This window comes from Collinsella aerofaciens, from assembly GCF_901212495.1.
Classification (GTDB): Bacteria; Actinomycetota; Coriobacteriia; order Coriobacteriales; family Coriobacteriaceae; genus Collinsella; species Collinsella aerofaciens_H.
Window position 1 is genome coordinate 1 of the sequence record NZ_CAAKNY010000086.1, and the last position, 23,312, is coordinate 23,312.

The 23,312-nt window shown below is 61.1% G+C and carries 23 protein-coding genes; 13 read left to right on the plus strand and 10 right to left on the minus strand.

The window, feature by feature from the left end; all coding sequences use genetic code 11:
• From SFLMC1_RS10745 to SFLMC1_RS10780, 8 genes are all read left to right on the plus strand, one after another.
• The coding region (locus tag SFLMC1_RS10745; RefSeq protein WP_154063944.1) for a transposase at nucleotides 1-530 on the plus strand (530 nt) is incomplete at its 5' end.
• Between the two features lie 269 nt (nucleotides 531-799).
• Nucleotides 800-1,738: a phosphate ABC transporter substrate-binding protein gene (locus SFLMC1_RS10750; RefSeq protein WP_152073670.1), complete on the plus strand. Its 939-nt coding sequence runs from the start codon at nucleotides 800-802 to the stop codon at nucleotides 1,736-1,738.
• Between the two features lie 25 nt (nucleotides 1,739-1,763).
• Complete coding sequence (gene pstC / locus SFLMC1_RS10755; protein WP_152073671.1) at nucleotides 1,764-2,672, plus strand: phosphate ABC transporter permease subunit PstC; 909 nt, start codon at nucleotides 1,764-1,766, stop codon at nucleotides 2,670-2,672.
• On the plus strand, nucleotides 2,665-3,591 hold the full coding sequence (gene pstA / locus SFLMC1_RS10760; RefSeq protein WP_187323962.1) for a phosphate ABC transporter permease PstA: 927 nt from the start codon (nucleotides 2,665-2,667) through the stop codon (nucleotides 3,589-3,591). Before pstC ends, pstA begins: the two co-directional genes overlap by 8 nt.
• Nucleotides 3,588-4,460 carry a phosphate ABC transporter ATP-binding protein PstB gene (gene pstB / locus SFLMC1_RS10765; RefSeq protein WP_187323963.1) on the plus strand — a complete coding sequence of 291 codons (873 nt, stop codon included), beginning with the start codon at nucleotides 3,588-3,590 and terminating at the stop codon, nucleotides 4,458-4,460. The genes pstA and pstB overlap by 4 nt, the downstream gene beginning before the upstream one ends.
• A gap of 296 nt (nucleotides 4,461-4,756) precedes the next feature.
• Entirely contained in the window at nucleotides 4,757-6,616 is a 1,860-nt protein-coding gene (locus tag SFLMC1_RS10770; RefSeq protein ID WP_152073673.1) for an ABC-F family ATP-binding cassette domain-containing protein, read from the plus strand.
• A gap of 6 nt (nucleotides 6,617-6,622) precedes the next feature.
• Entirely contained in the window at nucleotides 6,623-7,393 is a 771-nt protein-coding gene (locus SFLMC1_RS10775) for a Cof-type HAD-IIB family hydrolase (RefSeq protein WP_152073674.1), read from the plus strand.
• A 183-nt stretch (nucleotides 7,394-7,576) separates the two neighbouring features.
• Complete coding sequence (locus SFLMC1_RS10780; protein ID WP_152073675.1) at nucleotides 7,577-7,954, plus strand: metal-dependent transcriptional regulator; 378 nt, start codon at nucleotides 7,577-7,579, stop codon at nucleotides 7,952-7,954.
• A gap of 223 nt (nucleotides 7,955-8,177) precedes the next feature.
• On the opposite strand, the gene SFLMC1_RS10785 is transcribed toward SFLMC1_RS10780, so the two are convergent.
• The 5 genes from SFLMC1_RS10785 to SFLMC1_RS10805 all read right to left on the minus strand — a co-directional run bounded on the left by SFLMC1_RS10785 (nucleotide 8,178) and on the right by SFLMC1_RS10805 (nucleotide 13,999).
• Nucleotides 8,178-10,130 (minus strand): heavy metal translocating P-type ATPase, encoded by a 1,953-nt coding sequence (locus SFLMC1_RS10785; RefSeq protein ID WP_187323964.1) that lies wholly within the window; start codon nucleotides 10,128-10,130, stop codon nucleotides 8,178-8,180.
• 100 nt (nucleotides 10,131-10,230) lie between these two features.
• The gene (locus tag SFLMC1_RS10790) at nucleotides 10,231-10,449 is read right to left on the minus strand and encodes a cation transporter (protein WP_152073676.1); all 219 of its coding nucleotides are present in this window, start codon (nucleotides 10,447-10,449) and stop codon (nucleotides 10,231-10,233) included.
• A 63-nt stretch (nucleotides 10,450-10,512) separates the two neighbouring features.
• Entirely contained in the window at nucleotides 10,513-10,878 is a 366-nt protein-coding gene (locus tag SFLMC1_RS10795) for an ArsR/SmtB family transcription factor (RefSeq protein ID WP_152073677.1), read from the minus strand.
• Nucleotides 10,879-11,267: 389 nt separating this feature from the next.
• Nucleotides 11,268-12,389 (minus strand): hypothetical protein, encoded by a 1,122-nt coding sequence (locus tag SFLMC1_RS10800; RefSeq protein ID WP_152073678.1) that lies wholly within the window; start codon nucleotides 12,387-12,389, stop codon nucleotides 11,268-11,270.
• 641 nt (nucleotides 12,390-13,030) lie between these two features.
• Nucleotides 13,031-13,999: a 3'-5' exonuclease gene (locus SFLMC1_RS10805; protein WP_152073679.1), complete on the minus strand. Its 969-nt coding sequence runs from the start codon at nucleotides 13,997-13,999 to the stop codon at nucleotides 13,031-13,033.
• 171 nt (nucleotides 14,000-14,170) lie between these two features.
• Between SFLMC1_RS10805 and SFLMC1_RS10810 the strand changes: the two genes are divergently transcribed.
• Nucleotides 14,171-15,259 (plus strand): putative manganese transporter, encoded by a 1,089-nt coding sequence (locus SFLMC1_RS10810; RefSeq protein WP_152073680.1) that lies wholly within the window; start codon nucleotides 14,171-14,173, stop codon nucleotides 15,257-15,259.
• A gap of 106 nt (nucleotides 15,260-15,365) precedes the next feature.
• On the opposite strand, the gene SFLMC1_RS10815 is transcribed toward SFLMC1_RS10810, so the two are convergent.
• A complete protein-coding gene (locus tag SFLMC1_RS10815; protein WP_152073681.1) occupies nucleotides 15,366-15,848 on the minus strand; it encodes a DUF188 domain-containing protein in 483 nt (160 codons plus the stop codon).
• Nucleotides 15,849-16,451, minus strand: a complete 603-nt coding sequence (locus SFLMC1_RS10820; RefSeq protein WP_152073682.1) for an HdeD family acid-resistance protein — start codon at nucleotides 16,449-16,451, stop codon at nucleotides 15,849-15,851.
• Nucleotides 16,452-16,684: 233 nt separating this feature from the next.
• Here SFLMC1_RS10820 and SFLMC1_RS10825 point away from each other — a divergent pair, with 233 nt between their 5' ends.
• From SFLMC1_RS10825 to SFLMC1_RS10835, 3 genes are all read left to right on the plus strand, one after another.
• Nucleotides 16,685-17,356: a nitroreductase family protein gene (locus SFLMC1_RS10825; protein ID WP_152073683.1), complete on the plus strand. Its 672-nt coding sequence runs from the start codon at nucleotides 16,685-16,687 to the stop codon at nucleotides 17,354-17,356.
• An 83-nt stretch (nucleotides 17,357-17,439) separates the two neighbouring features.
• On the plus strand, nucleotides 17,440-17,982 hold the full coding sequence (locus tag SFLMC1_RS10830; protein ID WP_152073684.1) for a histidine phosphatase family protein: 543 nt from the start codon (nucleotides 17,440-17,442) through the stop codon (nucleotides 17,980-17,982).
• Nucleotides 17,983-18,000: 18 nt separating this feature from the next.
• Nucleotides 18,001-18,636 carry a histidine phosphatase family protein gene (locus tag SFLMC1_RS10835; protein WP_152073685.1) on the plus strand — a complete coding sequence of 212 codons (636 nt, stop codon included), beginning with the start codon at nucleotides 18,001-18,003 and terminating at the stop codon, nucleotides 18,634-18,636.
• A 2-nt stretch (nucleotides 18,637-18,638) separates the two neighbouring features.
• Here the strand turns inward: SFLMC1_RS10835 and SFLMC1_RS10840 are convergent, their stop codons facing one another.
• On the minus strand, nucleotides 18,639-19,322 hold the full coding sequence (locus SFLMC1_RS10840) for a DUF1015 family protein (RefSeq protein ID WP_152073686.1): 684 nt from the start codon (nucleotides 19,320-19,322) through the stop codon (nucleotides 18,639-18,641).
• 39 nt (nucleotides 19,323-19,361) lie between these two features.
• A complete protein-coding gene (locus SFLMC1_RS10845) occupies nucleotides 19,362-20,582 on the minus strand; it encodes a M20 family metallopeptidase (protein ID WP_152073687.1) in 1,221 nt (406 codons plus the stop codon).
• Nucleotides 20,583-20,736: 154 nt separating this feature from the next.
• On the opposite strand from SFLMC1_RS10845, the gene SFLMC1_RS10850 reads away from it, so the two are divergent.
• Complete coding sequence (locus SFLMC1_RS10850) at nucleotides 20,737-21,786, plus strand: hypothetical protein (protein ID WP_152073688.1); 1,050 nt, start codon at nucleotides 20,737-20,739, stop codon at nucleotides 21,784-21,786.
• A gap of 348 nt (nucleotides 21,787-22,134) precedes the next feature.
• Here SFLMC1_RS10850 and SFLMC1_RS10855 read toward each other — a convergent pair whose 3' ends face one another.
• A complete protein-coding gene (locus SFLMC1_RS10855) occupies nucleotides 22,135-23,298 on the minus strand; it encodes a phosphoglycerate dehydrogenase (protein ID WP_152073689.1) in 1,164 nt (387 codons plus the stop codon).
• Between the last annotated feature and the right edge of the window lie 14 nt (nucleotides 23,299-23,312).

Here is a 23,312-nt window from a genome sequence, read left to right on the forward strand (position 1 = left end):
CCGCCGGGGAGGCCGCGGCCGCCTCCACCGCGCCCCCGCCGGCGCTCGTCGAGGCCGAGAACAGGCAGGTCAGGTTCCTGGCCGCCCGGATATCGGAGGCCCTCGACGAGGCCGGGGCCCTCGAGGCCGAGACGGCGGCGCTGCTCGAGGGCGACGAGACCTACGCGTGCCTGCTCACCGTGCCCGGCATCGGCCCGAGGACCGCGGCGCAGCTCGCGGTGTCGGTCGACATCGGGAGGTTCCCGGACCACGACCACCTGGCCTCGTACTGCGGCATAGCCCCGAGGGTGAGGAGCTCCGGCACGTCGGTGAGGTCGGTCAGGGCGTCCAGGCGCGGCGACGCGAGGCTCAAGTCCCTGCTGATCTTCTCGTGCAACAGCCTGGTGAGGTCCTCGGGGCGCTACGGCGAGTACTACCGGGCCTGCAGGGCGCGGGGCATGGGGCACGGGCGGGCGCTCAAGGCCGTCGCTAGGAAGCGGCTCAGGGCGATATACGCCGTGATGCGCGACCGGGTGCCCTACCGGGAGTAGCCCCGACGGTTGACAAAACTATAGGAACACCCAACGACTAGTCGTTTAAGAGCGTCCCCAATGACTACTTTCCTCTGGTGTAAAAGGTGCGCCATGTTCGGCGCTGGATTGTTATCCGTTTGTAAAGGCTGGGTAGAGCTTGCGGTAAGGGTCTATCAAATACCCGTAAGAAACCGCAGTTGGCGCGGGCGCTGCCCGATCGGGGCCGTATCTTTCCTAACAGCAAAGCGGGCAGGGCGCCCGCGAGTCGCATGTATGAAAGGAAGATCATGCTCGATCAGGCTTATTCTCGTCGTCAGTTCCTCGGCCTCGCTGGTGGTCTTGCCAGCATCGTCGGCCTCGGTCTCGTTGGTTGCGGCGGCTCCGGCGCATCCGACGCCGCCGACAAGGGTAGCGCCGCTGCTGCCAAGTCCGTCTCCGGCGAGGTGACCTACGACGGTGCCTCCTCGTTCCAGGCTCTCGTCGAGGCCGCTGCCGAGAAGTTCATGGATGCCAACCCCGACGTCTCCATCTCCGGTTCGGGCAACGGTTCGGGCAAGGGCCTGACCGCTGTCGCCGCCGGCACCGTCACCATCGGTAACTCCGACGTCTTCGCCGAGAGCAAGCTCGAGGCCGATCAGGTCAAGAACCTCGTCGACCACGAGGTCGCCGTCGTGGGCATGGGCCCCGTCGTCTCCAAGAACGTCAAGGTCGACGACCTGTCCCTCGAACAGCTCAAGGGCATCTTCTCCGGCCAGATCACCAACTGGAAGGAGGTCGGCGGCGACGACGCCACCATCGTCGTCCTCAACCGCAAGGCTGGCTCCGGCACCCGCGCCACCTTCGAGGCTGCCGTCTTTGGCGACGAGGCCGTCGACTTTAAGGGCGACGCCGAGCTCGATAAGTCCGGCGACGTCCAGACTCAGATCGCCAGCACCGACAACGCCATCTCCTACCTCGACTTCTCGCACTTCGATGACTCCAAGTTCAACGCCGTCAAGGTCGAGGGCGTCGAGCCCAAGAGCAAGAACGTCACCGACAACTCCTTCAAGATTTGGGCTACCGAGCACATGTACTGCTCTAAGGACGCCGATGAGGCTACCAAGGCCTTCCTGAAGTTCATGCTCTCCGACGACGTCCAGGGCAAGCTCGTCGAGGAGCAGGGCTTCATCCCCGTCTCTGCCATGAAGGTCGTCAAGGACGCCAGCGGCAAGGTCTCCGCTAAATAAGTAATCGCCCCCGGAAAGGTTTGCAATGGCAAAACAGCTGCCAAAGCGCGACCTTGAGAACGTGGGCCTGGGCGTCACGGGCGCGTGCGTCGCGCTCGTGACGCTTGTCGTTGCCGCGCTCATCTTTATGGTCGCCCAAAAGGGCCTCTCGGCTTTTGTCAAGGACGGCGTCTCGGTCGTCGAGTTTTTTACCGGCACCAAGTGGGACCTGGCCAACACGGCTGATAACGGCCTGCCTTATACCGGTGCCCTGCCCCTGATCATCACCTCGTTTTCGGTCATGGTGCTCTCCACGCTCATCGCGCTGCCCATCGCCATCGGCTCTGCCATCTTTGCGGTCGAGATCCAACCCAAATTTGGTTCCAAGATCTTTCAGCCGCTTATTGAGCTTTTGACCGGTATTCCCTCGGTCGTCTTTGGCCTGATCGGTTTCCATGTGGTCGTCGGCCTTATGAAGAGCGTTTTCCACGTGAGCACGGGCCTGGGCATCCTGCCCGGCGCCATCGTGCTGGCCGTTATGATCCTGCCGACGATGACCACGCTTTCTGTCGACGGCCTGCGCGCCGTGCCCGATAGCTACCGTCAGGGTTCGCTCGCGCTGGGCTACACTCGCTGGCAGACCATCTGGCACGTGGTGCTCAAGTCCGCCATGCCGTCGCTCATGACCGCAGTTATCCTTGGCATGACCCGCGCCTTTGGCGAGACGCTCGCCGTGCGCATGGTCATCGGCGGTATCGAGGCCATGCCGACGTCGCTACTGTCGCCGGCGTCCACCATCACCACCACGCTCACCACGTCCATGGCGGTCTATGCCGAGGGCTCGGCCCAGGACGACGTCCTGTGGGCACTCGGTCTGCTACTGATGGGCATGAGCCTCATCTTCATCCTGATCATCCATCTCATTGGCCGCAAGGGGGCGAAGGCTCGTGGCTAGCACGCGCATCCACATCGACGAGGCGAGACTCGGGCGTGTCCAAAAGCAGGACCGCATCGCCACGGGCGTGCTGACGGCGATCGTTGCCATCGTCATGCTCATCGTCGTCTCCATGGTGGCCTATATCCTGTTCGAGGGCATCTCGACACTGTTTAAGCCGGGCTTCCTCACGGAGCCGTCGCGCGCCAACGGCACCCAGGGTGGCGTGCTCTATCAACTGTTCGATTCGTTCTACCTGCTGCTGATCACCCTGGTCATCTCGGTGCCCATCAGCCTGGGCGGCGCAGTCTTCCTGGTTGAGTACGCACCCGACGGACCCGTCCGCGACATTGCCTCCACCGCCATCGAGACGCTGTCTTCGCTGCCTTCCATCGTCGTCGGCATGTTCGGCTTTCTGGTGTTCTCGGTGCAGCTGGGCTGGAAGTACTCCATCATCTCCGGCGCCGTCGCGCTCACCATGTTCAACATCCCCATCTTGGTGCGCGTGATTCAGCAGGCGCTCGAGGACGTGCCGCAGGCCCAGCGCGATGCGTGCCTGGCCATGGGCCTCACCCGCTGGGAGGCAACGCTGCACATCTTGATTCCCGAGGCCATGCCCGCCATCGTGACCGGCATCGTGCTTTCGGCCGGCCGTGTCTTTGGCGAGGCCGCAGCATTGCTCTTTACCTCGGGCATGAGCTCGCCAGTTCGCCTGAATTTCTTGAGCTTTAACCTGTCGAGCCCCACTTGCGCCTGGAACGTGTTTCGCCCCGGTGAGTCGCTCGCCGTGCATATCTACAAGATTTACGGCGAGGGCAGCCCCGAGGCCCAGCAGATCGTTTGGGGCACCGCCGCACTGCTGATGGTCTGCGTGCTGCTGTTTAACGTAATTGCCCGCATCGTGGGCAAGCAACTGGCAAGGAAGATGACGGCCGAATGAGCGAGATGAATGCAACGCCCGCAACCGAGGCGGCCACGTCCGAGACCCAGGACTTTCTGTCGAGTGTGGGGGAGAGCGAAAAGCGCGTTCGCGTGAGCGGCAAGGCCGTGAGCGACGAGGTCGTGATCTCCACCAAGGACGTCAACGTGTACTATGGCGACCACCATGCGCTGCACAATACGTCGCTCGACTTCCACAAAGGTGAGATCACGGCGCTCATCGGGCCTTCGGGCTGCGGCAAGTCGACCTTCTTGCGTAGCCTCAACCTGATGAATCGCGAGATTCGCGGTTGCCGCGTGGAGGGTGAGATCAACTACCGCGGGCGCAACGTGAACACCAAGACCGAGAACACGTACGAGCTGCGCCGTTCCATTGGCATGGTATTCCAGCAGCCTAATCCGTTCCGCAAGTCCATTCGCGACAACATCACGTTTGCGCCTAAGCGCCACGGCATCACCGACCATGACGAGCTCGACCGCATGGTCGAGGAGAGTCTGCGCGGCGCGGCGCTGTGGGACGAGGTCAAGGACAAGCTCGACAAGAGCGCCTATGCGCTTTCAGGCGGTCAGCAGCAGCGCCTGTGCATCGCGCGCACGCTGGCGCTCAATCCCGACGTGATTCTGTTCGACGAGCCCTGCTCGGCGCTCGACCCCATCTCGACGCTGGCGATCGAGGATCTTATGTCGTCGATTGTGGCTGAGCGCGCCATCGTCATCGTGACGCACAACATGGAACAGGCGTCGCGCGTGTCCAACCGCACGGCGTTCTTCTACATGGGCGATATGGTCGAGTACGACGAGACTGACGAGATTTTCCAACGGCCCAAGGATCAGCGGCTGAATGATTACCTCACCGGCATGTTCTCCTAGTCCGGGACATGCTTGAGGCCCGCGGCGGCCACGGTCGCCACGGGACTGATTGGAGAGGCGGGTCATCTCTTGCGGGAGATGGCCCGCCTTTTTGCGTCGTGTGCGGCCGTCGACCTGCCAAAAAGGGACAGGTTTATTTTGGCAGGTTTAACGTTTTACCATAGTACGCACTTGGGTGTTCCGGCGTTTGACCAGATAAAACCTGCCAAAATAAACCTGTCCCTTTTTAGTAGGTTTTCGGGTGGGGCTCGCTGCTATCATGGACAACGTTGAATTTCTACGAAGGAGCAGGGCATATGGCGATTCTTTTGGGATGCGATTCCGTCAGCCTAGAGTTTCCCACCAAGCATATTTTCGACAGCGTAACGCTCGGTGTGGCCGAGGGCGACCGTATTGGCATCGTCGGTAAAAACGGCGACGGCAAGTCGACGCTGCTGAGCGTGCTCGCGGGCACGCTGGAGCCCGACGACGGCCGCGTGACGCATCGCCGCGGCACCACGATCGGATTGCTCGGTCAAAAAGACCAGCTTGTCGACACCGATACCGTGCATCATGCCGTTGTGGGCGACACGCCCGAGTACGAGTGGGCCTCGAGCCCCCGCACGCGCCAGATTCTGGCCGGCCTCATGAGCGATGTGCCCTGGGAGGGCAAGGTGAGCGAGCTTTCGGGTGGCCAGCGCCGCCGCGTGGACCTCGCGCGCCTGCTGATTGGCGACTACGACGTGCTCATGCTCGACGAGCCCACCAACCACCTGGACATGCGCACCATCAACTGGCTCGCGCGTCACTTAAAGGCCCGTTGGCAGCGCGGTCAGGGCGCGATGCTCGTGGTCACGCACGATCGCTGGTTCTTGGACGAGGTCTGCACCAGCATGTGGGAGGTCCACGACGGCCAGGTCGATCCCTTCGAGGGCGGCTACTCGGCATACATCCTGCAGCGTGTGGAGCGCGACCGCATGGTCGCCGTTACCGAGGAGCGCCGTCGCAACATGGCGCGCAAGGAGCTCGCGTGGCTGAGCCGTGGCGCCCAGGCTCGTTCCACCAAGCCCAAGTTTCGCGTGGATGCCGCCCGCGAGCTGATCGCCGACGTGCCGCCCGTGCGCGACGAGCTGGAGCTCAAGCGCCTCGCCGTGAGCCGCCTGGGCAAGCAGGTCATCGACGTGATCGACGTTGACGCCGGCTATGCGGATGCCGGCGGCGTGCCCAAGCAGGTGCTGACTGATGTGACCTGGCTCATTGGTGCGGGCGACCGCTATGGTCTTTTGGGCGAGAACGGCGCCGGCAAGTCGACGCTGCTCGATGTGATCAGGGGCAAGATTGAGCCCCTGCGTGGCCGCGTGAAGATCGGCCAAACAGTGCGTTTTGGCTTGCTATCGCAGCAGCTCGAAGAGCTCGAGCCCTACATGGGCGACACGATCCGCGAGGTGCTGAGCAACTATAAGAAGTATTACGTCATCGACGGCAAGGAGACCTCGCCCGAGAAGCTTTGCGAGCGCCTGGGCTTTACGACGCAGCAGCTCTGGAGCCGCATCGGCGACCTTTCGGGTGGGCAGCGCCGTCGCCTGTCGCTGCTGCTGACGATCCTGGACGAGCCTAACGTGCTTATCCTGGACGAGCCGGGCAACGACCTGGATACCGACATGTTGGCGATTGTCGAGGACCTGCTCGACGGCTGGCCGGGCACGCTGATCCTGGTGACGCACGACCGCTTTTTGATGGAGCGCGTGACCGACCAGCAGTGGGCGCTGCTTGACGGTCATCTGACGCATATGCCCGGCGGCGTCGACCAGTACCTGCGCCTGTGCAACGCCACGGCCGAGGGCGAGCCCGTGGGCGCGCCGAGCGCCAAGACCGGCACGTTCGACACCGGCGCTGCAGCGGTTGCGGCTGAAAAGCCCAAGACGAGCGGGCAGCCCAACGGTCTTTCCAACGCCGAACGCCAGAAGCTCCGTCGCGAGGTGAGCTCGCTCGAGCGCAAGATGGAGACGCAGCGTGCCCGCGTGGAGGAGGCCGAGGCCGCGATGGCTCAGGTCGATCCCACCAACTACACGGCACTGGGCGAGCAGCAGACAAAGATCGACGAGGCCCACACCGCCATGGACGAGCTGGAGATGGCGTGGCTCGAGGCGAGCGAAAAGCTCGAGGGCGAGGAGTAGACGAGGATGATCAGGGTCGCGTTTTTCGATATCGACGGCACGCTGCTGAGCTTTAAGACCCACCGGATTCCGGCGTCGGCGCAGCAGGTACTCGACAGCTTTCACGAGCAGGGAATCGCATGCGTGATCGCCACGGGCCGTCCGACCTACCAGATGCCCGATTGGCTGTTCGACCTGGGCTGGGATGCGTACATTACGCTTTCGGGCCAGCACTGCTTTGATGCCGGGGGCGTCTACCGTAGCTGCCCGATTGATCCGGACGACGTTGCGGTAATTGTGGACCAGGTGGCGCAGGGGCGCTATGACTCGCTGTGCATGCAGGGCGAGAACTCGTTTGTGAACCGCCTTTCCGAGCGCGTGGTGACGGCCGGCAGCAACGCGGGAATCGTCTACCACGAGGAGCCGTTTGATCACGCCTTCGATGCGCCGGTCTACCAGTTCTGCGCCTTTGTGGATCCGGCCGACGAGCATATCGTGACTGATGTCGTGTCGCATTCGCTCACCACGCGTTGGTGTGATCTGTTCTGCGATATTATTCCGGTCAACGGCGGCAAGGACCTGGGCGTGGCGGCGACGCTCGAGCGGCTGGGTGTCGACGCGAGCGAAGCGATTGCCTTTGGCGACGGCGAGAACGACCTGTCGATGTTCTCGGCCGTGGGCACAAGTGTGGCCATGGGCAACGCGCAGGAGACCGTGAAGACCGCAGCGACCTACGTTACGACCGCCGTAGACGACGACGGCATCTACAACGCCGCCAAGCACTTTGGCCTGCTATAGCTGCGGCTCGGCACTTGGGGACACTCCTTGCGAGCGTGTCACCGCCCCGCTCCTGTGCTGCACATTTTGTGAAACGCGGTTAACTTTTTAGACAACGTAGTAAGACATGGGCAACTTTTGCGGTAAAGTAAATCAAGCAAAAGTATCCAAAGGCTAACTAGAAGCCATTGCGAAAGGCGGCCCATGGCCCTGCGTGAATCCGGAGAAGACTATCTCGAATCGATCTACGTTCTGTCGCAGCGCCAAGGCACGGTGCGCTCGATTGACGTTGCCGAATACCTGGGCGTGACCAAGGCGAGCGTCTCTAAAGCCATGGCGGCCTTGGAGAGCAGCGGCTACGTGGAGATGGGCAAACGCGATGTGCATCTGACGGAACGCGGTCTTGAAGTTGCCCGTCAAATGTGGGAGCGCCACTGCTTTTTTGTGCAGTTGCTCGAGGACGCCGGTGTTTCGGCGGGTGTCGCGTCGCAAGAGGGCTGCCACATGGAGCACTGCCTGAGCGAGGAAAGCTTCGAGAAGTTGAGGGCGATGTTGGACCGGGACAGCGATCGGGACCAGTAACCCCATCAACTAAGTCCAATTCAGACAAGGAACCCCGCCAGCAAGCGATGCCCAAGAACCACCAGCAACGTTACCGCAGGCCGGCACCGGGCTTGGTTTTGAAAACATTCCGCAGACCAGAAGTGTCCCCGTTCGTAGCTCCGAAGGAGCAGAACGGGGACACTTCATTGGTCGAGGACGTTTTCAAAACCAAGCCCGGTGCCGGCCGGACAGCCCACGAACGCTACAGGTTCTTGACCCCCATCGCGCGCATGGCGTTCAGGATGGCGATGATTGCCACGCCTACGTCGCCGAACACGGCAAGCCACATGTTGGCGATACCGAGCGCCGCAAGCACCAAAATCAGCAGCTTAATACCCAGCGCAAAGATGATGTTCTGCCAAACAATCGACATGGTCTTGCGTGCCACGCGAATAGCGCGGGCGATGTTGGACGGCTTGTCATCCATGAGCACGATGTCGGCGGCCTCGATCGCGGCGTCGGACCCCATGGCGCCCATGGCAATGCCCACATCGGCACGGGTGAGCACGGGCGCATCGTTGATGCCGTCGCCGACAAAGGCGAGCTTGCCCTTGCCGCTTTCGGCCGCGAGCAGCGCTTCAACACGCTCGACCTTATCGCCCGGCAGCAGTTGCGCATGGAACTCGTCGAGGCCGAGCTGCTTGGCCACTGCAGCAGCCACTTCCTCGCGGTCGCCCGTGAGCATAACGGTGCGCTTGACGCCGGCGGCGTGCAGGTCGCGGATCGTCTGCTCGGCATCGGCCTTAACGGTGTCTGCAATCACGATGTGGCCGGCGTACACGCCGTCAACGAGCACATGCAGAATCGTTCCGACGACCTCGCAGTCGGGCGCTTCGACTCCGGCCGCGACGAGCATCTTTGCGTTGCCAACGACGACGTGCTTGCCGTCGATGGTTGCCGTCACGCCGTGGCCCGCATCGTTGGCGGAGTCGCTTACGCGCTTGGGGTCGACCTCGCCCTGGTAGGAGACACGCACGGACTGCGCGATGGGGTGATCGGAGAACGACTCCGCAAGGGCTGCGACCTCGAGCAGCGACTGCTCGGTATAGCCAGCCTCGGGGTGCACCGCGACCACCGAGAACGTGCCGTTGGTGAGGGTGCCCGTCTTGTCAAAGACGACGGTGTCAACGTCGGCGAGCGTCTCGAGGTAGTTAGAACCCTTGATGAGAACGCCCAGCTTGGACGCGCCGCCGATGCCGCCAAAGAAGCTCAGCGGCACGCTGATCACGAGCGCGCACGGGCAGCTGACGACCAGGAAGGTCAGACCGCGCAGAATCCAGTCGGACCAGGCGCCGGTGATCAGGCCGCCGCCAAGCGCGAGCACCGCGGCCGCTCCGGTGACGGCGGGCGTGTAGACGCGGGCAAAGCGCGTGATGAAGTTCTCGGTATGCGCCTTCTTCTCGCTGGCATTCTCCACGAGCTCCAGGACGCGCGCGACGGTGGACTCGCCAAACGGCCTGGTGGTGCGCACGTGGATGAGGCCCGTCATGTTGATGCAGCCGCTGATGATATCGTCGCCGGACTTGGCGGGGCGGGGGACTGACTCGCCCGTGAGCGCGGCGGTATCGAGCTGGGTTTCGCCCTCGACGATGACGCCGTCGATAGGCACGCGCTCGCCGGGCTTGACCACGATCACGGTGCCGACGGCGATGTCATCGGGAAAGACCTGTTCGAGTGTGCCGTCGGCTTGCTCGACGTTAGCGTAGTCGGGCGCGATGTCCATCATGGCACTGATCGACTTGCGGCTCTTGCCCACGGCGTATGCCTGGAACAGCTCGCCGACCTGGTAGAACAGCATGACGGCGGCGCCTTCGGCCATGTGCGGGTCGGTATCGGGGAAGAGCACCATGGTAAACGCGCCGATAGTCGCGACGGCCATGAGGAAGCTCTCGTCGAAGGCCTTGCCGCGGCGGATGTTACTGAATGCTTTTTGCAGCACGTCGTAGCCCGCAATCAAAAACGGCACGAGGAACAGTACAAAGCTGGCGTAGATGTCGCCCGTGGTGCCGAATACGGCGGCGAGGGTGCCGAGCTCATCGAGGGCGTACACCACGGCAAAAATGCCCAGCGCTACCAGGATGCGGTTGCGCTTATGCTCGAGTGACTCTTTTTTCTTGCGCTTCTTCTTTTTCTTCTTGGGGTCGGCGGTGGCCATGACTCGTATCCTCCCATTTGAATGTATGAACACTCGCTCATATAATTTCGCGAGCAAAGGCCGCGGCAAGCGCGGCCTTGCAGGTTGGCGTAAACCTGGGCTAGAGAATGATCTCGCAGTCCGGCTCGGCGTCGGCCGTAAACTCTACAACGCGGTTGAGTACCTCGTCGAACTCGGCGTCATCGGCCTCGAGCGTCAACTTCTGGGTCATATAGTTGACGGACACGGATTTGACGCCCTCGAGTTTGGCCAGCTCGTCCTGAAGCTCGCGCGCACAGTTGGCGCAGTCGATCTCGTCGAGCTTAAACTGCTTTTTCATGGTGGGTTCCTTTCCCTGTGTTGGCGACCTGGGTGCCGGCCGCGTTGATACCGTGGTTGGTTGCTATTCGCAGATATGGCTCATGCCCTGGTTGAGCATGGTGTAGACGTGATCGTCGGCAAGTGAGTAGAGGATGTTGCGGCCGTCTCGGCGGAACTTGACCAGGTGCGACTGCTTAAGCGTGCGCAGCTGGTGCGATACTGCCGACTGCGAGGTTGCGGTCGCCTCGGCGATGTCGGCCACGCAGAGCTCGCGGCCCATGAGGGCATAGAGAATCTTGATGCGCGTGGTGTCGCTGAAGACCTTGAACAGGTCGGCGAGGTCGTAGAGAAGTTCCTCGTCGGGAAGGTCCTCGGGCGAGCAGGTGGTGGGGACCACGGGCTCGGTGGCCTCGATGTCGGGTTTTGTTTCATCGACGCGGATGCTCATTGCAATATCCTTTCATATGAACATGCGCTCATATAACTTGCTTCCGATTATATGAGCGCATGTTCATATGTCAATACAATTGGCGATAATTTCGATGACTGCTTGCCGCCTCTGCGACTCTCTGTGGGTTGGGATGCATCGACGTCATGCTCGCCAACATATTTCGAGATGTTCGGCCAACATGCTAAGAAAGCTGCCTCGAGAAGCATTAGAACTGTTCATATTTGTACTTTATCTTGTTAAATACCGTGAGAATCAGTTCTTTCTCTACGGGAGTTCCTGCAGAATCAGTTTTATCTATAGTTATATTGAGCATTGCTGCAGCCAATCAGGCACATTGGTGGCCGAATAAGTCGAAAAATGCAGGTGGACATCCGCATAGACCATCTTTAGAAGAGCGAATTCTCAATTAAATCTATAATCGTGTCGTCTTCCGTGCGGTTTTCATCGATTTTTGCGGACATGTCGCATTCCCAAGGCCCATTGATTTCCTCAGCAAGGGCCCCGACGTGTTGCATGTCGTCGGGTTCGGGCACATCGTTGATGCTCGGGTCATCGGCTTGCGGATATTGGCTTGCAATTTCGCACTTGGTGGCCTCTTCTTCTTTGAGTGCCTCCAGGACGCGGCGACCGTATTCGAAGTAGCGCCGCAAGACAAATTGACGAAGAGTTTCTTGCAGGATGGCGAAGTCATCCGGTAGCCGACCGGGCCAGATCTTCTCGCGAATGCGAATCGCTTCCATGACCCGTCTAAAAGCGGACTGCTTGAAAAACGAATGGCGACTAACTGTGATAACGGCATATCCCATGTTTCGCAGCGTGTTTCGGCGCTCCTCGTCAATTGATTGCTGCTCGGGCTCGTCGTGGTAAAAGCCGTTGTATTCGATATCGGTCATCGAATTTTCGAGCAGCGCGTCGAGGTAGAAAACCGTCCGTCGCGTTAGGGCGGCGTATCTTTTGGGGACTGGGATCGGATAATCCGTTTTGATAGCGCGTATGGCTAAGCCACCCATTGACTTGGGCATTGTCAGCATCATGACAAACGCCGTTTCGAGTGGGGAGCGACAGCCTTCTCGTACATAAGAAAGTGCCTTAAGGGCTTTATTGGATCCGCGATACCCCGATGCCTCTGAAAAGAAGGCTCTGAGCTCTTCAACGCTGGTTAGGGCTGGGCGCTCGCGATATTGAGTGTCATCGGACGTTTCAAGCGCGTAGGAGCCGCAGATTTCAAAGTAATACTCAACGAGCTCCGAAAGGTTGAGGTCGGCTGTTGCTTCTAACGCACACAGCTTGATATCGACGATGTAGACGTTCGGCTCGAGTTTTAGGTAGCTTTCTGCATCAAACGTATAGCGCGTGCAGTGGCAGATGCAGCCCTTGCGGTGCCTTTTGGCATTATTGGAAAACGTCAGCACATGGATGCTTTCAGAATCGACATTCTTTCTGTTGAGCCATGCTCGCGCTGCTTCTAGGTCGGACGTGGTCGGCGCAGACCCTCTGATCTTTTCCATAGGTATGGGATCGATCGCGTAGCTTGCGAGCGAGTTGGCTGTTTGGTATACAGCGCGTGCCGTGGTATGTGACAGAACGATTCCCATACGCGCATGATGGCATAGTGGACGCCACATACGCTCGAAACTTCGGGCAACGGTATTGGGGCGCGGCTTATCTTCTGCGAACGGTGGGCTTTTGAGCAGTCGTATCGACGGAGCAGCTTCGGCTGGGGAGGTTTCTGCCAGGTGCGCCTTTTTTTGGTGAACTTTAGTTGCGAATTCGTAGCTTCTAGGCGTTTTTGCCGACCGCCCAGATGCCTCACCAACATAATTTGAGTTATTCGGCCTTATCCTATGCGAATGGTGCGATCGCAAACGTCCTATTCGAATTGATTCAGGTAGATTAATGAGGCTTTGTTGCGAAAGTAAGGCGACTACAGCGCTCGATTGCGGTTCAAGGGGCCTTGACTAGTGGTTCAGCTGGCCGAACAACTCGAAAAATGTAGGTGGGCCAACCAGTCGGCTGTGTGAAGCACGCTTATTCGCTCGTTTTGATGAAAACTAGGGCGCAGCCATAAGGCTGCGCCCTAGTTTACTGCGTGCCGATGCGCCCAGACGGATTGCGCTGTACCTGACATGCGCTCCCGCAGATGGATCGGTTATTTCGCAAACAGGTTCTTGAGGTTGAACTCGGCCTGGACGGTGCGGAGCATGAGGTCGGTGTCGTCGAGGCCCAGGTGCTGCTCGTTGGCGTCGGCGGCGAGGGTGCCACGGCGGCGCGCCCAGTTCTCGAGCGCAGCGGGCGCGGACTCGCGGGGGAGCGAGCGCACATCGGCGTCCAGGCTGCGGCAGATTTGGCGCGAGTCGATGACGATGATCTTGCCTGCGCGGCGTGCCTCGGCGTAACCGTCCAGATGAATTTTGAACCAGCTGTCCTCGAAGGCGGCATTATGTGCCATATAGGGATACTTCTTCATGAGCTTGAGCAGCTGCTTCTGCAGCTCCTTGTTCTCGCGGAACGGCTTTTTGCCGTCGATGTCGTCCCAGGTAATGTGATGGATGTTCGATAGCGGCACATCCTCGCCGCGGTAGATGTCGGGCAGGCCGCAGTAGTGTGCCTCGGCGTCATGCGGCACGGCGTCGCTGGTGAGATCCATGATCTCCCAGCCCACGTTGATGATGTAGCCGCGTTCGGGCGCGCGACCGGTGGTCTCGATGTCGATGCCCAGCACCGTGCCTTGGATGGGCTTGCGGGCATAGGCCACGCCGAGTGCGTCGCGGTCACCGCGGATCTCGCGCATAACGGACGCGGCGGTACGCTTTTGCATCTTACCGATGGCCGCGCAGGTGTCGGCGTCGGACAGGCCGCGCGAGAGCGTCGCGGGCGTCACGTTGCGCAGGCGCGCCTCGCCAATCTGGTCACACAGGTCGCGGTTGCGGTCGGCCAGGTCGCGCACAGTGGCAAAGTCGAAGCCTGGGTCGCCCTCGGCGGTAAAGTACTCGGTCTCGAGCACCTTGAGGGCCTCCTCGCCCTTCTGGCGCTCGGACTCCATGGCGCCGTGGTCGCCGTAGATAAACATGGGGATAAACGGCTGACGCTCGTATTCGAGTGCTTGCGAAACATTCATATGCTGCTCCTTTGACGGGCCGCGTCGCGCGGCTCGGGCGTACTGAGTTGTGGCGAGATGATAGTTTACCATGGGCAACTATTGGCACCGCGCCCGGGACAACTACAATACCCTAGTTGACCGCTAGGACTTTTACAATGCTGCCGAAAGACACGAAAGGTTCCATCTGTCATGGATTTACTGATTGATATTCTGCTCGACGCCGGCAAGGACACGCTGTCGCTGGTGCCGTTTTTGTTGGTGACGTATCTTGCCCTCGAGACACTTGAGCATGTTGCGGGCGACCGCGTCAACGGCGCTATCAAGCGCGCCGGCGCCGCGGGTCCGGTTGTCGGTTCGTTGTTGGGCATGGTGCCACAGTGCGGGTTTTCGGCCATGGCGGCGACGCTGTACGCCGGCCGCGTCGTGACGCTGGGCACGCTGGTCGCGGTTTTCCTCTCGACCTCAGACGAGATGCTGCCGCTGTTGCTTGCCGAGCAGGTTCCCGTGCAGACCATGGCGATGCTTTTGGCTTCGAAGGCGCTGATCGCGCTGGTCACGGGCTTTATCGTGGACGCCGCCGTTCGCGGGTTGCGCCGCAACGTCCGCGCGCATGCAGCGATTCGCCGTACCGTGCTGGGGACCGCTGCCAATTCAGCTCATGTGAACTGCGCGCACGACGACCATACCGGGGGCGACATCATTGACGAAGTTGCCGAGGCGGGCGTAAGTGCCGATCACATCCATGAGCTGTGCGAGCGCGATCATTGCGGCTGTGACGAGGATGAAGACGAGCACGGGCATGGGCACGGCCACGAGGGCGATTATGCTCACGAGCGTGGCTGTGCTTGCGGCCATGAGCACGGTCACTCCCACGAGGGTGCGCCCCTCCTGTCGATCATCCGCAGCGCGATCTCGCACACCGTGCAAGTATCGGTATTCATTTTCCTGGTGACGCTGATCCTGGTCGCCGTCCTCGAGACCTTTGGCGAGTCCACGATCGAGCAGTTCCTGCGCGGCAATGAGACGCTCGCCGTCCTGGGCTCGGCGATTGTCGGTCTGATCCCCAACTGCTCTGCCAGCGTCGTTATTACGCAGCTGTACCTCGAAGGTGCGCTGCAGCTGGCGCCGATGCTCGCCGGCACCCTCATTTCCGCCGGCGTGGGCTACCTGGTGCTGTTCCGCACCAACCGCAGTGCCCGCGAAAACGCCCTGTTTCTGGCCATGATGTACGTCATCGGCGCCGGCTGGGGACTCGTTCTCTCCGCCTGTGGCTTCTAGGTAGATTCTTGGGACATGTCTTAAATCTACAGTCATGACCTGGGCGTTGAGTGCGCGATAAAACAAAGAGGTAGATTTTTAGGCATGTCCCAAAAATCTACCTTGTTTAGCGTAACAGTTCGGTGAGGTTGCGTTTAAAGCGGGCACGGTCCTCGCTGGTGAAGGCTGCCGGACCGCGGGTGCGACCGCCGGCGCGGCGCACCTTCTTTTCCTCGTGGCGAATGAACAGTTGCATGTCGATGGTCGCCTTATCGTAGATGCGCCCGCGCACGCCGATGGCGGCGGCATCGCGTCCGAGCACCATGCTCGCCAGGCCTATGTCCTGCGTCACGACCACGTCGCCAGCCTGCAGGCGCTCGATAATGGCAAAGTCGGCGCTATCGGCTCCCACGCTCACATCGAGCGTCGTGACCCAAAAGCCCCGACGTGCATGCTCGGCGTCGCGCGGATCGTCGCGGCGAATGTGGCGTTCCAGGTTCTGCGTGCTGTTGCCGGCGATAACGACGGCGACGCCCGCCCTCCGCGCGCAGTCGATCGACTCGCGCGTGACCGGACAGGCGTCGGCATCAATAAAAAGCGTCTTTGGCATCTAGCGCACCAGTTTGCCAAATTGAATGGCGCGAATAATCAGCGTCACGCCAAACACCAGCAGCGCGGCACCGCTAAAGAGGACGAGCATCGTGGCCGACCACAGCGGATAGATAAACACGAACATGCCCGCGATGATGGAGAGTGCGCCGCTCAGGATGGCGAGGGCGCGGTTGGCGGAAAGCTCGGATTCCAGAATCGACATGACGCCCTCGACGATCCAGCCAAAGCCGGCGACGACCACTACAAGCGTGGTGAGCGTCGCGGTCGAGAAGGCCTGGTTGCGCAGGATCACCACGCCACCCAGAATAATGAGCAGGTTAGTGATGATGCTCGTAATGCGCCAACCGGTGGGCAGCAGCGGCTCGAAAACAGCGGTAAACAGCCTGATCGCGGCCGTGACCACAAAGTAGAAGCCCAAGACGGTCGTTAGGAAGACGAGGGACTTGGCGGGCGCAAACAGCAGTGCGATGCCGGCGACGAGCGCCAGGACGCCCGTGATGGCGTAAATCCAGCGCACGGCCTTGACAGCCTTGCCTGCCATGCTGTTCTCGTCAAATCCAAACGCGCTCGATTGCTTGTCATCGTTCTTAAAGATGCCCATGATGTCTCCTTCCCGTGCGGCGTAAGCCGTGGCTCTTGCAACCAGTATCGCCCAAGGGCGCGGCACGTGGGACGAGGAGGGCGAATTGCCGCCCCATCTTCCCGAATCGTTACTTTTGTCCCCGCTTTGGCGAGGAGTATTCAACAGCTGTGGAACATTATGCTGTTGAGCGTAATTGCCTACGTTTTAGGTTAGATTCTCCTAAGAACAATTGCCTGAAATTGGGGGTCCCTATGAACGAAACAGTTCCCATGGCGCCGTTAAGCGTTGAGTCGATGGCAAAGCAGGGTTGCGATAAGCTTGGCTTGGATACGTTTGATGCGTTGGCCCGCCGCGCCCGTACGTGCCGTCGCTTTGACGAGTCCATGCGCGTGCCGCGTGAGTTTTTGCTCGAGCTGGCGGAGCTGGCGCACCTGGCTCCCTGTGGCGCCAATGCTCAACGCCTGCGCTTTCATGTGGTGAGCGGTTCCGAGGGCTGCGCGCACGTATTTGATGAGCTCGCGTGGGCCGGTGCGCTCAAGGACTGGCCGGGCCCTGCCGAGGGCGAGCGGCCGACCGGCTACATCGCGATTCTTGCCGAGCGCGCTGTTCCGGGTAAGCCCGCCGCGCCCATCACCGAGGTCGACACCGGCATTGCCGCCCAGACGATGATGCTCGCCGCTCGCAGCGCCACGCCCGAGGTGGCGGCATGCATGTTCAAGGCCTTTACGCCCCGCGCAATTGACGCCATGGGGCTCGATAACGACAGATACGAGCTCAAACTGATCATGGCTTTTGGCGTGCCAGCCGAGACACAGGTGATCGACGCGATCGACTCCAACCCGGATGGTTCTATCAATTACTGGCGCGATGAGGCGCAGACGCATCACGTGCCCAAGCGTCCGCTTGCCGACGTGCTGCTGTAGTTGCGCGTCGTTGCGGCGCGATCCGGCGGCAAAACCACCACGAAGGTGCCTATCCCCCTTGTGGTGGTGCGAGGGGAGGGCGTGTGGCCGATCTGTATTTGGTGCGGCATGGGCAGACCGAGCTCAATATGCAGAACATTTTGCAGGGCTGGCATGATTCGCCACTTACGGCGCGCGGACGCGAACAGGCGCTGGCGACGCGTGCGGCGTTCGGGGACCGCGGCGTGACCTTTGACCATGTGTATTCCTCCCCGTTGGGCCGGGCGCGGTGTACGGCCGAGCTGATCGTTGGCGAGGGCTGTTCCATAGAGCTGGTCGATGACCTACGCGAGTGGCATTTGGGTTCATTGGAGGGCACATCAAACCGCGAGATGCCGGCACAACCTTGGGGCGATTATCCGGTTGCCTTTGGTGGCGAGTCGGAAAGTGAGCTTCGCGCGCGTATGGTCGCGGTGCTGTCCCGCATCATGGCCCGGTCCCGGCACGACTGCGTGCTGGCCGTCTCCCACGGCTCAGCCTGCCAGGAGTTTCTTAGATGCGTGACTGGCGGGGGAGAGCAACCCGACAACGGCACCGTGCTTCATTTTGGCTATCGCGACGGGGCGTTTTCGCTCTTGGGTTGGTAACAAACGAAAGGACCCCCTATGAATAAAGACCTGTATCTGGTCCGTCATGGACAGACGATATTTAACCTCAAACGCATTATTCAGGGCTGGAGCGACTCGCCGCTCACGCAGCTGGGCTGCGACCAGGCGGCACGCGCCGGCATGTTCTTGCGTGCGCGCGGCATTGAGCCCGACCACGCCTACACCTCAACGCTGCATCGCACCGAGCAGACTATCGCCAACTTGTGGCCGGGCCTTGCCTACGAGCGTCTGGACGGCCTGCGCGAGTGGTTCTTTGGCGACTTTGAGGCCGAGCGCGTGATGCTTATGCCCGAGCGCCCGTGGCGCGATTTCTACCGCCAGTTTGGCGGCGAGGGGCAGATGCAGGTGCGCGAGCGCATGGTGGCGACGCTGACCGATCTTATGCGACGCCCGGACCACTCGTGCGTCCTCGCGGTGAGCCATGCCTCTTCCATTAAGGAGTTTTTGGACCACGTGAGGGGCGCGGCGGCCGACGAGCGCGAGCGCGTGCCGGGCAACTGTTCGGTGCTGCATTTTGCGTTTGACGATGTGACCGATACGTTTGAACTGGTTGAGATCTTTACGCAGGAAGACTACGCGCGCGAGCTGGGGCTTGAGCCACTCGTGGCGGCAGCGGGCCCGCAGCGCGGATAGCGTTAGAACCGTGCGATCTGGTGGGTGAGCAAGCCCGTCGGGACCTGCGGCTCGGCGCCTGCGACCTGCGCGGCAGGGAAGAGTGCGGCCACGGTAAAGTTGAACGGCTCCTTGCCGGTGTACGTTCCGGTGGCACGGGCCTTATCGGCCAGCAGCCGCGACGCCCCGGTCAGAGCGGCGGCGTAGGCGGGGTCGTCGGCCAGTGCCGGCTCCGGTGCCTGGTCGAGCATGGCGCGGATGGCGGCAACGGCGTCCTCGCGCTTGACCTCCCACACACGGTGCGTAATGCCGGCGGGGTCGGTGACGGCATAGAGCGAAGCGCCCTCTTTGGCGGCGCCCAGGATGATATCCATGACGGGCGAGGCCTCGTAGGCGAGCGACACGGGGCGCGGCTGCACCTTGAGCTCGGCGATCGTGTGCGCAGCGGCGGCCACGTCAGCGCTGGTATCGCCCTTGCCGCTCGCAAGTACACTCATCGGGCAAATCGCCACAACGCCTGTCACGCGCCCCGGCTCGCCCGAGCATTCGTACACGTAATACGCCGCGCCTGGATCTTTGAGCATCAGGCCGTCGGCGATGGCGCCGCGCAGGGCGTCGTTACCTCTCAGAATACCGCCCATCTGCGGCAGCGCCTCGAGCACGCGATCCTGAGCTGGGCGGATGCAGGGAAACGGAAGTGCTTTCATGGGCGGTCCTAACGCGCGAGTCGGTTTGTTCGCGGCTTATTATGCCCCAACTTGGCCATCTGCGCCCCAGAGTGTGTTGTCGGCGAGCGCGACGAGCACGTTTTGGCAGCGAACGATATCGGCATGGGGCACATATTCGTTGGGCCTGTGGGCGAGCGCGAGCGAGCCTGGGCCATAGCTCATGCAGTTGCGGTTGCCTGTCTTGCCGGCAATGACGGCGGTGTCGGTGTAGCCGGTAAAGAAGCCGACGGTCGTGTCCGCGTCCGTCACGTCATCGGCGGCACGCTTGAGCGCGGCTAGAAGCGGAGCACCTGGGTCGCGCTCGATGGCGGGGCGGTCGCCTGTCACGGTATAGCTGCCATGGCAGCTGGGGACCGCGGCCTCGGCGCCGGCGATGACCTGCTCTACCATGCGCGTCGCGGCGGCCGTATCAGTCGGCGGGGCCAGGCGCATGTCGACCCAGACCTTGGCGTGGTCGGGCACGACATAGGGACGGTAGCCACCCTCAATCTGACCAAACGTGATGGTCGATGGCCCCAGCTCATCATGCACGGGCAGCGCCGCGAACGCATGGCGCAGTGCGCAGACGACCTCGGCCATGGCGGCGACGGCATCCGCGCCCTTCCAGGGCTGGCTCGCGTGCGCCGTGACGCCGGCCATCTCGATCTCGAACCACGTGCGACCTTTGTGTGCCACCTGAATCTGTCCGTCGGTGGGCTCGGTATCCAGCACCCATTCGCGCGAGCCGACCCAACCGGCGGCAATCGCGGCCTCGGAGCCGCGAATAAAGTCTTCCTCATCGACCGAGCAGATGAGCGAAAAGCCGCGGCGGGGCAGCGCGCCATCCGCCGCCACGCGCTCGAGCGTATTGACCAGTGCGGCAATGGCGCAGGCCAGGCCACCCTTCATATCACAGGCACCGCGGCCATGGAGTTTACCGTCACGCACAACCGCCCCGAGCGGCGGAATGCCTGCGTCCCAGCCGTCACCCAAGGTGACGGTATCCATGTGGCAGATGTAGACGAGCCGTGGCTCGTCGCTCAAACCGGGCACGGTGACCATAAGGTTGCGGCGTCCGGGGAGTACTTCGAGCTCTGCAATCTGTACGGCATCGAGCACAGGACTATCAAGCTGCGCCAGCTGCTGCTCAATGAGCCCCTTAATGAAGTGCTCGATCTCGCCCTCATACGCGCCCGGGTCTGAGCTGTCAATCCGCACAAGCTCCTGCGCAAGCCGCCAGGCAAAGTCCTCATCAACCATATACAACCTGACAATCAGTCTGCTTTCCAAACCAATTGTAAGCCTCCTGAGAGATCCGCGGCGTGCGCGCAGCAGTATTTACCGTTCGCAGGCCGAGCCGGCGCGTTTGCCGTCCAGGCGGGTTTACAAACGACGCGGTGGGTACGTACCTTTCATGGACGACATGCTGTGCGACATATCTGCCTTTCGGTATCACCGCATACCTCCACAGGTCTTGGCAATAATGCCAGACCTGCCCGATTATGCGGACGATCCGCGCAGGAAACGCCTTTGTGAGCATCCGCTCGTTGCGCATTTTCTGGGCACCCCGATACACGTTTTGGCGCAGGGCAGCTGCGGACGTAAAGGCGATCGCATTGTCAGGCATGTTTGGAACGGGGAAAGGCCGTTTGGCTCCGTGCGGCAGACGGAGTTTGGCCTTGATGTCGCGTCCCCGCTCTTTACCCTGCTGACCCTGTCTTCCTCGGTCTCAAACGAGCGTCTAATCATGTGTATGTATGAGATGTGCGGCACCTTTGCCGTATGCAAGATTGCGCCTCAAGTAAAGTTGGCACTTGAGCAGGCATATGGGGGCCGGTGGGGTGACGCACGGTTGGGCTGGGATAACGTAAAGGATGTCTCGGGGAATCCAACGGACTTGTGGAAACGACCGCCCTTGATCGAGCTCTCTGAGCTTACAGAGTACGTCGATAAGATCCGGGGGCTCCGCGGCGCTAAATCGTTCACACGTGCCGCGAAGTGCATTACGGGGGTTGTGGCATCACCGCTTGAGGTTCAAGCTTCGATGTTGTTTGGCCTTTCGAGGCTGCGCGGCGGCGAAGGGCTGCGCCTCACCAATAACGTCGAAATTCGCATGACGCGCAGTGCCCGCCTGATTTCGGAGCTCGATAGGCGCTATGCCGATATTCTGCTGGCAAATAAGGACGGCAGCCGAGAGTGCCTTGTTGAATGCCAGGGTAAAGCCATTCACGGATCCATAGAATCCAAGATCTCGGACTCCGACCGAACGACGGCGCTGCAAGCGATGGGATATCCCGTCGTTCTGATGACCCATGGTCAGCTGGCCGACCCCGATGCCTTCCGCGTGGTGATGGAGCTCATCATGTCCTATCTCGATGTGCCGCTGAAAGACAAGACGCCGCGGCAGCAGGAGCTCGAACGGCGGCTTCGTGAGGAGATTATTATCGATTGGGCGGGAATGTAGCCGCGCGGGTGGAAAGCGGTCGCGAGACTAGCTTTTTGGTCACAAAAAAGGCTTTAATTTCGCCTTGGAGGGGCCTTAAAAATGCTGTCTAGAACAAGTTGTTTCGGAAAATAGACAGTCAACTTGGATGTCGCATATAGAGATCGATTTTTACCTACTAAAGCCCCTGATAAAGTTGTTTATCAAAGCAGGTGCGCTCAGTGATTTGGGTCTTACCGTCGATTATCCGAAAAAACTTGTTCTGGATAGCATTTTCAAAACAATCCGGAGCAACGAAATCGGCCCCCACTTCGTGAAAACGGGGGCCGAATGGGCTTCATGGCCTGCCTGGCAGGCTTGGTGCCGGCGCTATTTGATTACGCGCACGCGATACATCGACGGAATCTGCTTAAGCGCCTCGATCGTGCTGCTGTTCAGGTGCTCGTCGGTGTCGAACATGGTGTAGGCGTTCTCGCCAGCGGACTCGTTGGTCATGCGCTGCACGTTGGCGTTGTCCTTGGCCAGGATGGCCGTGATCTGGCCGATCATGTTGGGCACGTTGGCGTGCAGGCAGGCGATGCGGCTCGCGGCGCGCGCCTTGCCCATGCTGCAGGCGGGGTAGTTGACGCTGTGCGCGATGTTGCCGTTCTCCAGGTAATCCTTGAGCTCGCTGATGGCCATATCGGCGCAGTTGGCCTCGGCCTCGCCAGTGCCGGCGCCCGAGTGCGTGGTGATAAACGTGTTGGGCATCTTGACGGTCTTGGGCGTGGCGAAGTCGCAGCTAAACCAGCTCAGCTTGCCCTCGCGCAGGGCGGCGTCGACGGCGTCCTCGTCAATGATGGTTTCGCGCGCGTAGTTGATGAGCACGGCGCCCGGGGCCAGCAGGTTAATCTGCTCGGTGCTGATCATGCCGATGGTGTCGGCCTTGCTGGGCACGTGCACGGTGAGGTAGTCGCAGCCGCGGCACAGATCCTCGAGCGTGCCCACGCGCTGCACCTCGCGGCTCAGTACCCACGCGTGCTCGACGGAAATGAACGGATCGTAGCCGTAGACGTCCATGCCCAGGTCGACACAGGCGTTGGCGACCTTGGAACCCACGTTGCCCAGGCCGACGACGCCGATGCGCTTGCCCTTGAGCTCGCGGCCCACAAAGGCCTTCTTAGCTTTCTCGGCATCGATCTGGATCTCGGGGTCGTCGGCGTTGTCACGCACCCAGTTCATCGACTGCACTACGCCGCGGCTCGAAAGCACCAGCATGCCCAGGACAAGCTCCTTGACGGCGTTGCTGTTGGCACCGGGGGAGTTAAAGACGACGACACCCTTCTTGGCGTACTCCTCGACGGGGATGTTGTTGACGCCGGCGCCGCAGCGGGCGATGGCACGGATGCCCTCGGGCAGCTCGTAGCCGTGCAGGTCTGTGGAGCGCATCAGGATGGCGTCGGCCTCCTCGGCGGTGCCCACAAACTCGTAGCCCTCGCCAAACTCGACTTTGCCGTCTTTAGTGATGTCGTCGATGGTCTTAATCTTACGCATGGAAAAACTCCTTA

Excerpts from the sequence above, each read along its gene's own strand:
- SFLMC1_RS10845 (WP_152073687.1), bottom strand. The coding sequence starts at position 20,582 with ATGGTTGATGAGGACTTTGCCTGGCGGCTTGCGCAGGAGCTTGTGCGG.
- pstC (WP_152073671.1), top strand. The coding sequence starts at position 1,764 with ATGGCAAAACAGCTGCCAAAGCGCGACCTTGAGAACGTGGGCCTGGGC.
- SFLMC1_RS10825 (WP_152073683.1), top strand. The coding sequence starts at position 16,685 with ATGAACGAAACAGTTCCCATGGCGCCGTTAAGCGTTGAGTCGATGGCA.
- SFLMC1_RS10785 (WP_187323964.1), bottom strand. The coding sequence starts at position 10,130 with ATGGCCACCGCCGACCCCAAGAAGAAAAAGAAGAAGCGCAAGAAAAAA.
- SFLMC1_RS10815 (WP_152073681.1), bottom strand. The coding sequence starts at position 15,848 with ATGCCAAAGACGCTTTTTATTGATGCCGACGCCTGTCCGGTCACGCGC.
- SFLMC1_RS10750 (WP_152073670.1), top strand. The coding sequence starts at position 800 with ATGCTCGATCAGGCTTATTCTCGTCGTCAGTTCCTCGGCCTCGCTGGT.
- SFLMC1_RS10805 (WP_152073679.1), bottom strand. The coding sequence starts at position 13,999 with ATGAATGTTTCGCAAGCACTCGAATACGAGCGTCAGCCGTTTATCCCC.
- SFLMC1_RS10820 (WP_152073682.1), bottom strand. The coding sequence starts at position 16,451 with ATGGGCATCTTTAAGAACGATGACAAGCAATCGAGCGCGTTTGGATTT.
- SFLMC1_RS10780 (WP_152073675.1), top strand. The coding sequence starts at position 7,577 with ATGGCCCTGCGTGAATCCGGAGAAGACTATCTCGAATCGATCTACGTT.
- SFLMC1_RS10790 (WP_152073676.1), bottom strand. The coding sequence starts at position 10,449 with ATGAAAAAGCAGTTTAAGCTCGACGAGATCGACTGCGCCAACTGTGCG.
- SFLMC1_RS10850 (WP_152073688.1), top strand. The coding sequence starts at position 20,737 with ATGGACGACATGCTGTGCGACATATCTGCCTTTCGGTATCACCGCATA.
- SFLMC1_RS10810 (WP_152073680.1), top strand. The coding sequence starts at position 14,171 with ATGGATTTACTGATTGATATTCTGCTCGACGCCGGCAAGGACACGCTG.
- SFLMC1_RS10770 (WP_152073673.1), top strand. The coding sequence starts at position 4,757 with ATGGCGATTCTTTTGGGATGCGATTCCGTCAGCCTAGAGTTTCCCACC.
- SFLMC1_RS10795 (WP_152073677.1), bottom strand. The coding sequence starts at position 10,878 with ATGAGCATCCGCGTCGATGAAACAAAACCCGACATCGAGGCCACCGAG.
- SFLMC1_RS10800 (WP_152073678.1), bottom strand. The coding sequence starts at position 12,389 with ATGGAAAAGATCAGAGGGTCTGCGCCGACCACGTCCGACCTAGAAGCA.
- pstB (WP_187323963.1), top strand. The coding sequence starts at position 3,588 with ATGAGCGAGATGAATGCAACGCCCGCAACCGAGGCGGCCACGTCCGAG.
- SFLMC1_RS10775 (WP_152073674.1), top strand. The coding sequence starts at position 6,623 with ATGATCAGGGTCGCGTTTTTCGATATCGACGGCACGCTGCTGAGCTTT.
- SFLMC1_RS10840 (WP_152073686.1), bottom strand. The coding sequence starts at position 19,322 with ATGAAAGCACTTCCGTTTCCCTGCATCCGCCCAGCTCAGGATCGCGTG.
- SFLMC1_RS10835 (WP_152073685.1), top strand. The coding sequence starts at position 18,001 with ATGAATAAAGACCTGTATCTGGTCCGTCATGGACAGACGATATTTAAC.
- SFLMC1_RS10855 (WP_152073689.1), bottom strand. The coding sequence starts at position 23,298 with ATGCGTAAGATTAAGACCATCGACGACATCACTAAAGACGGCAAAGTC.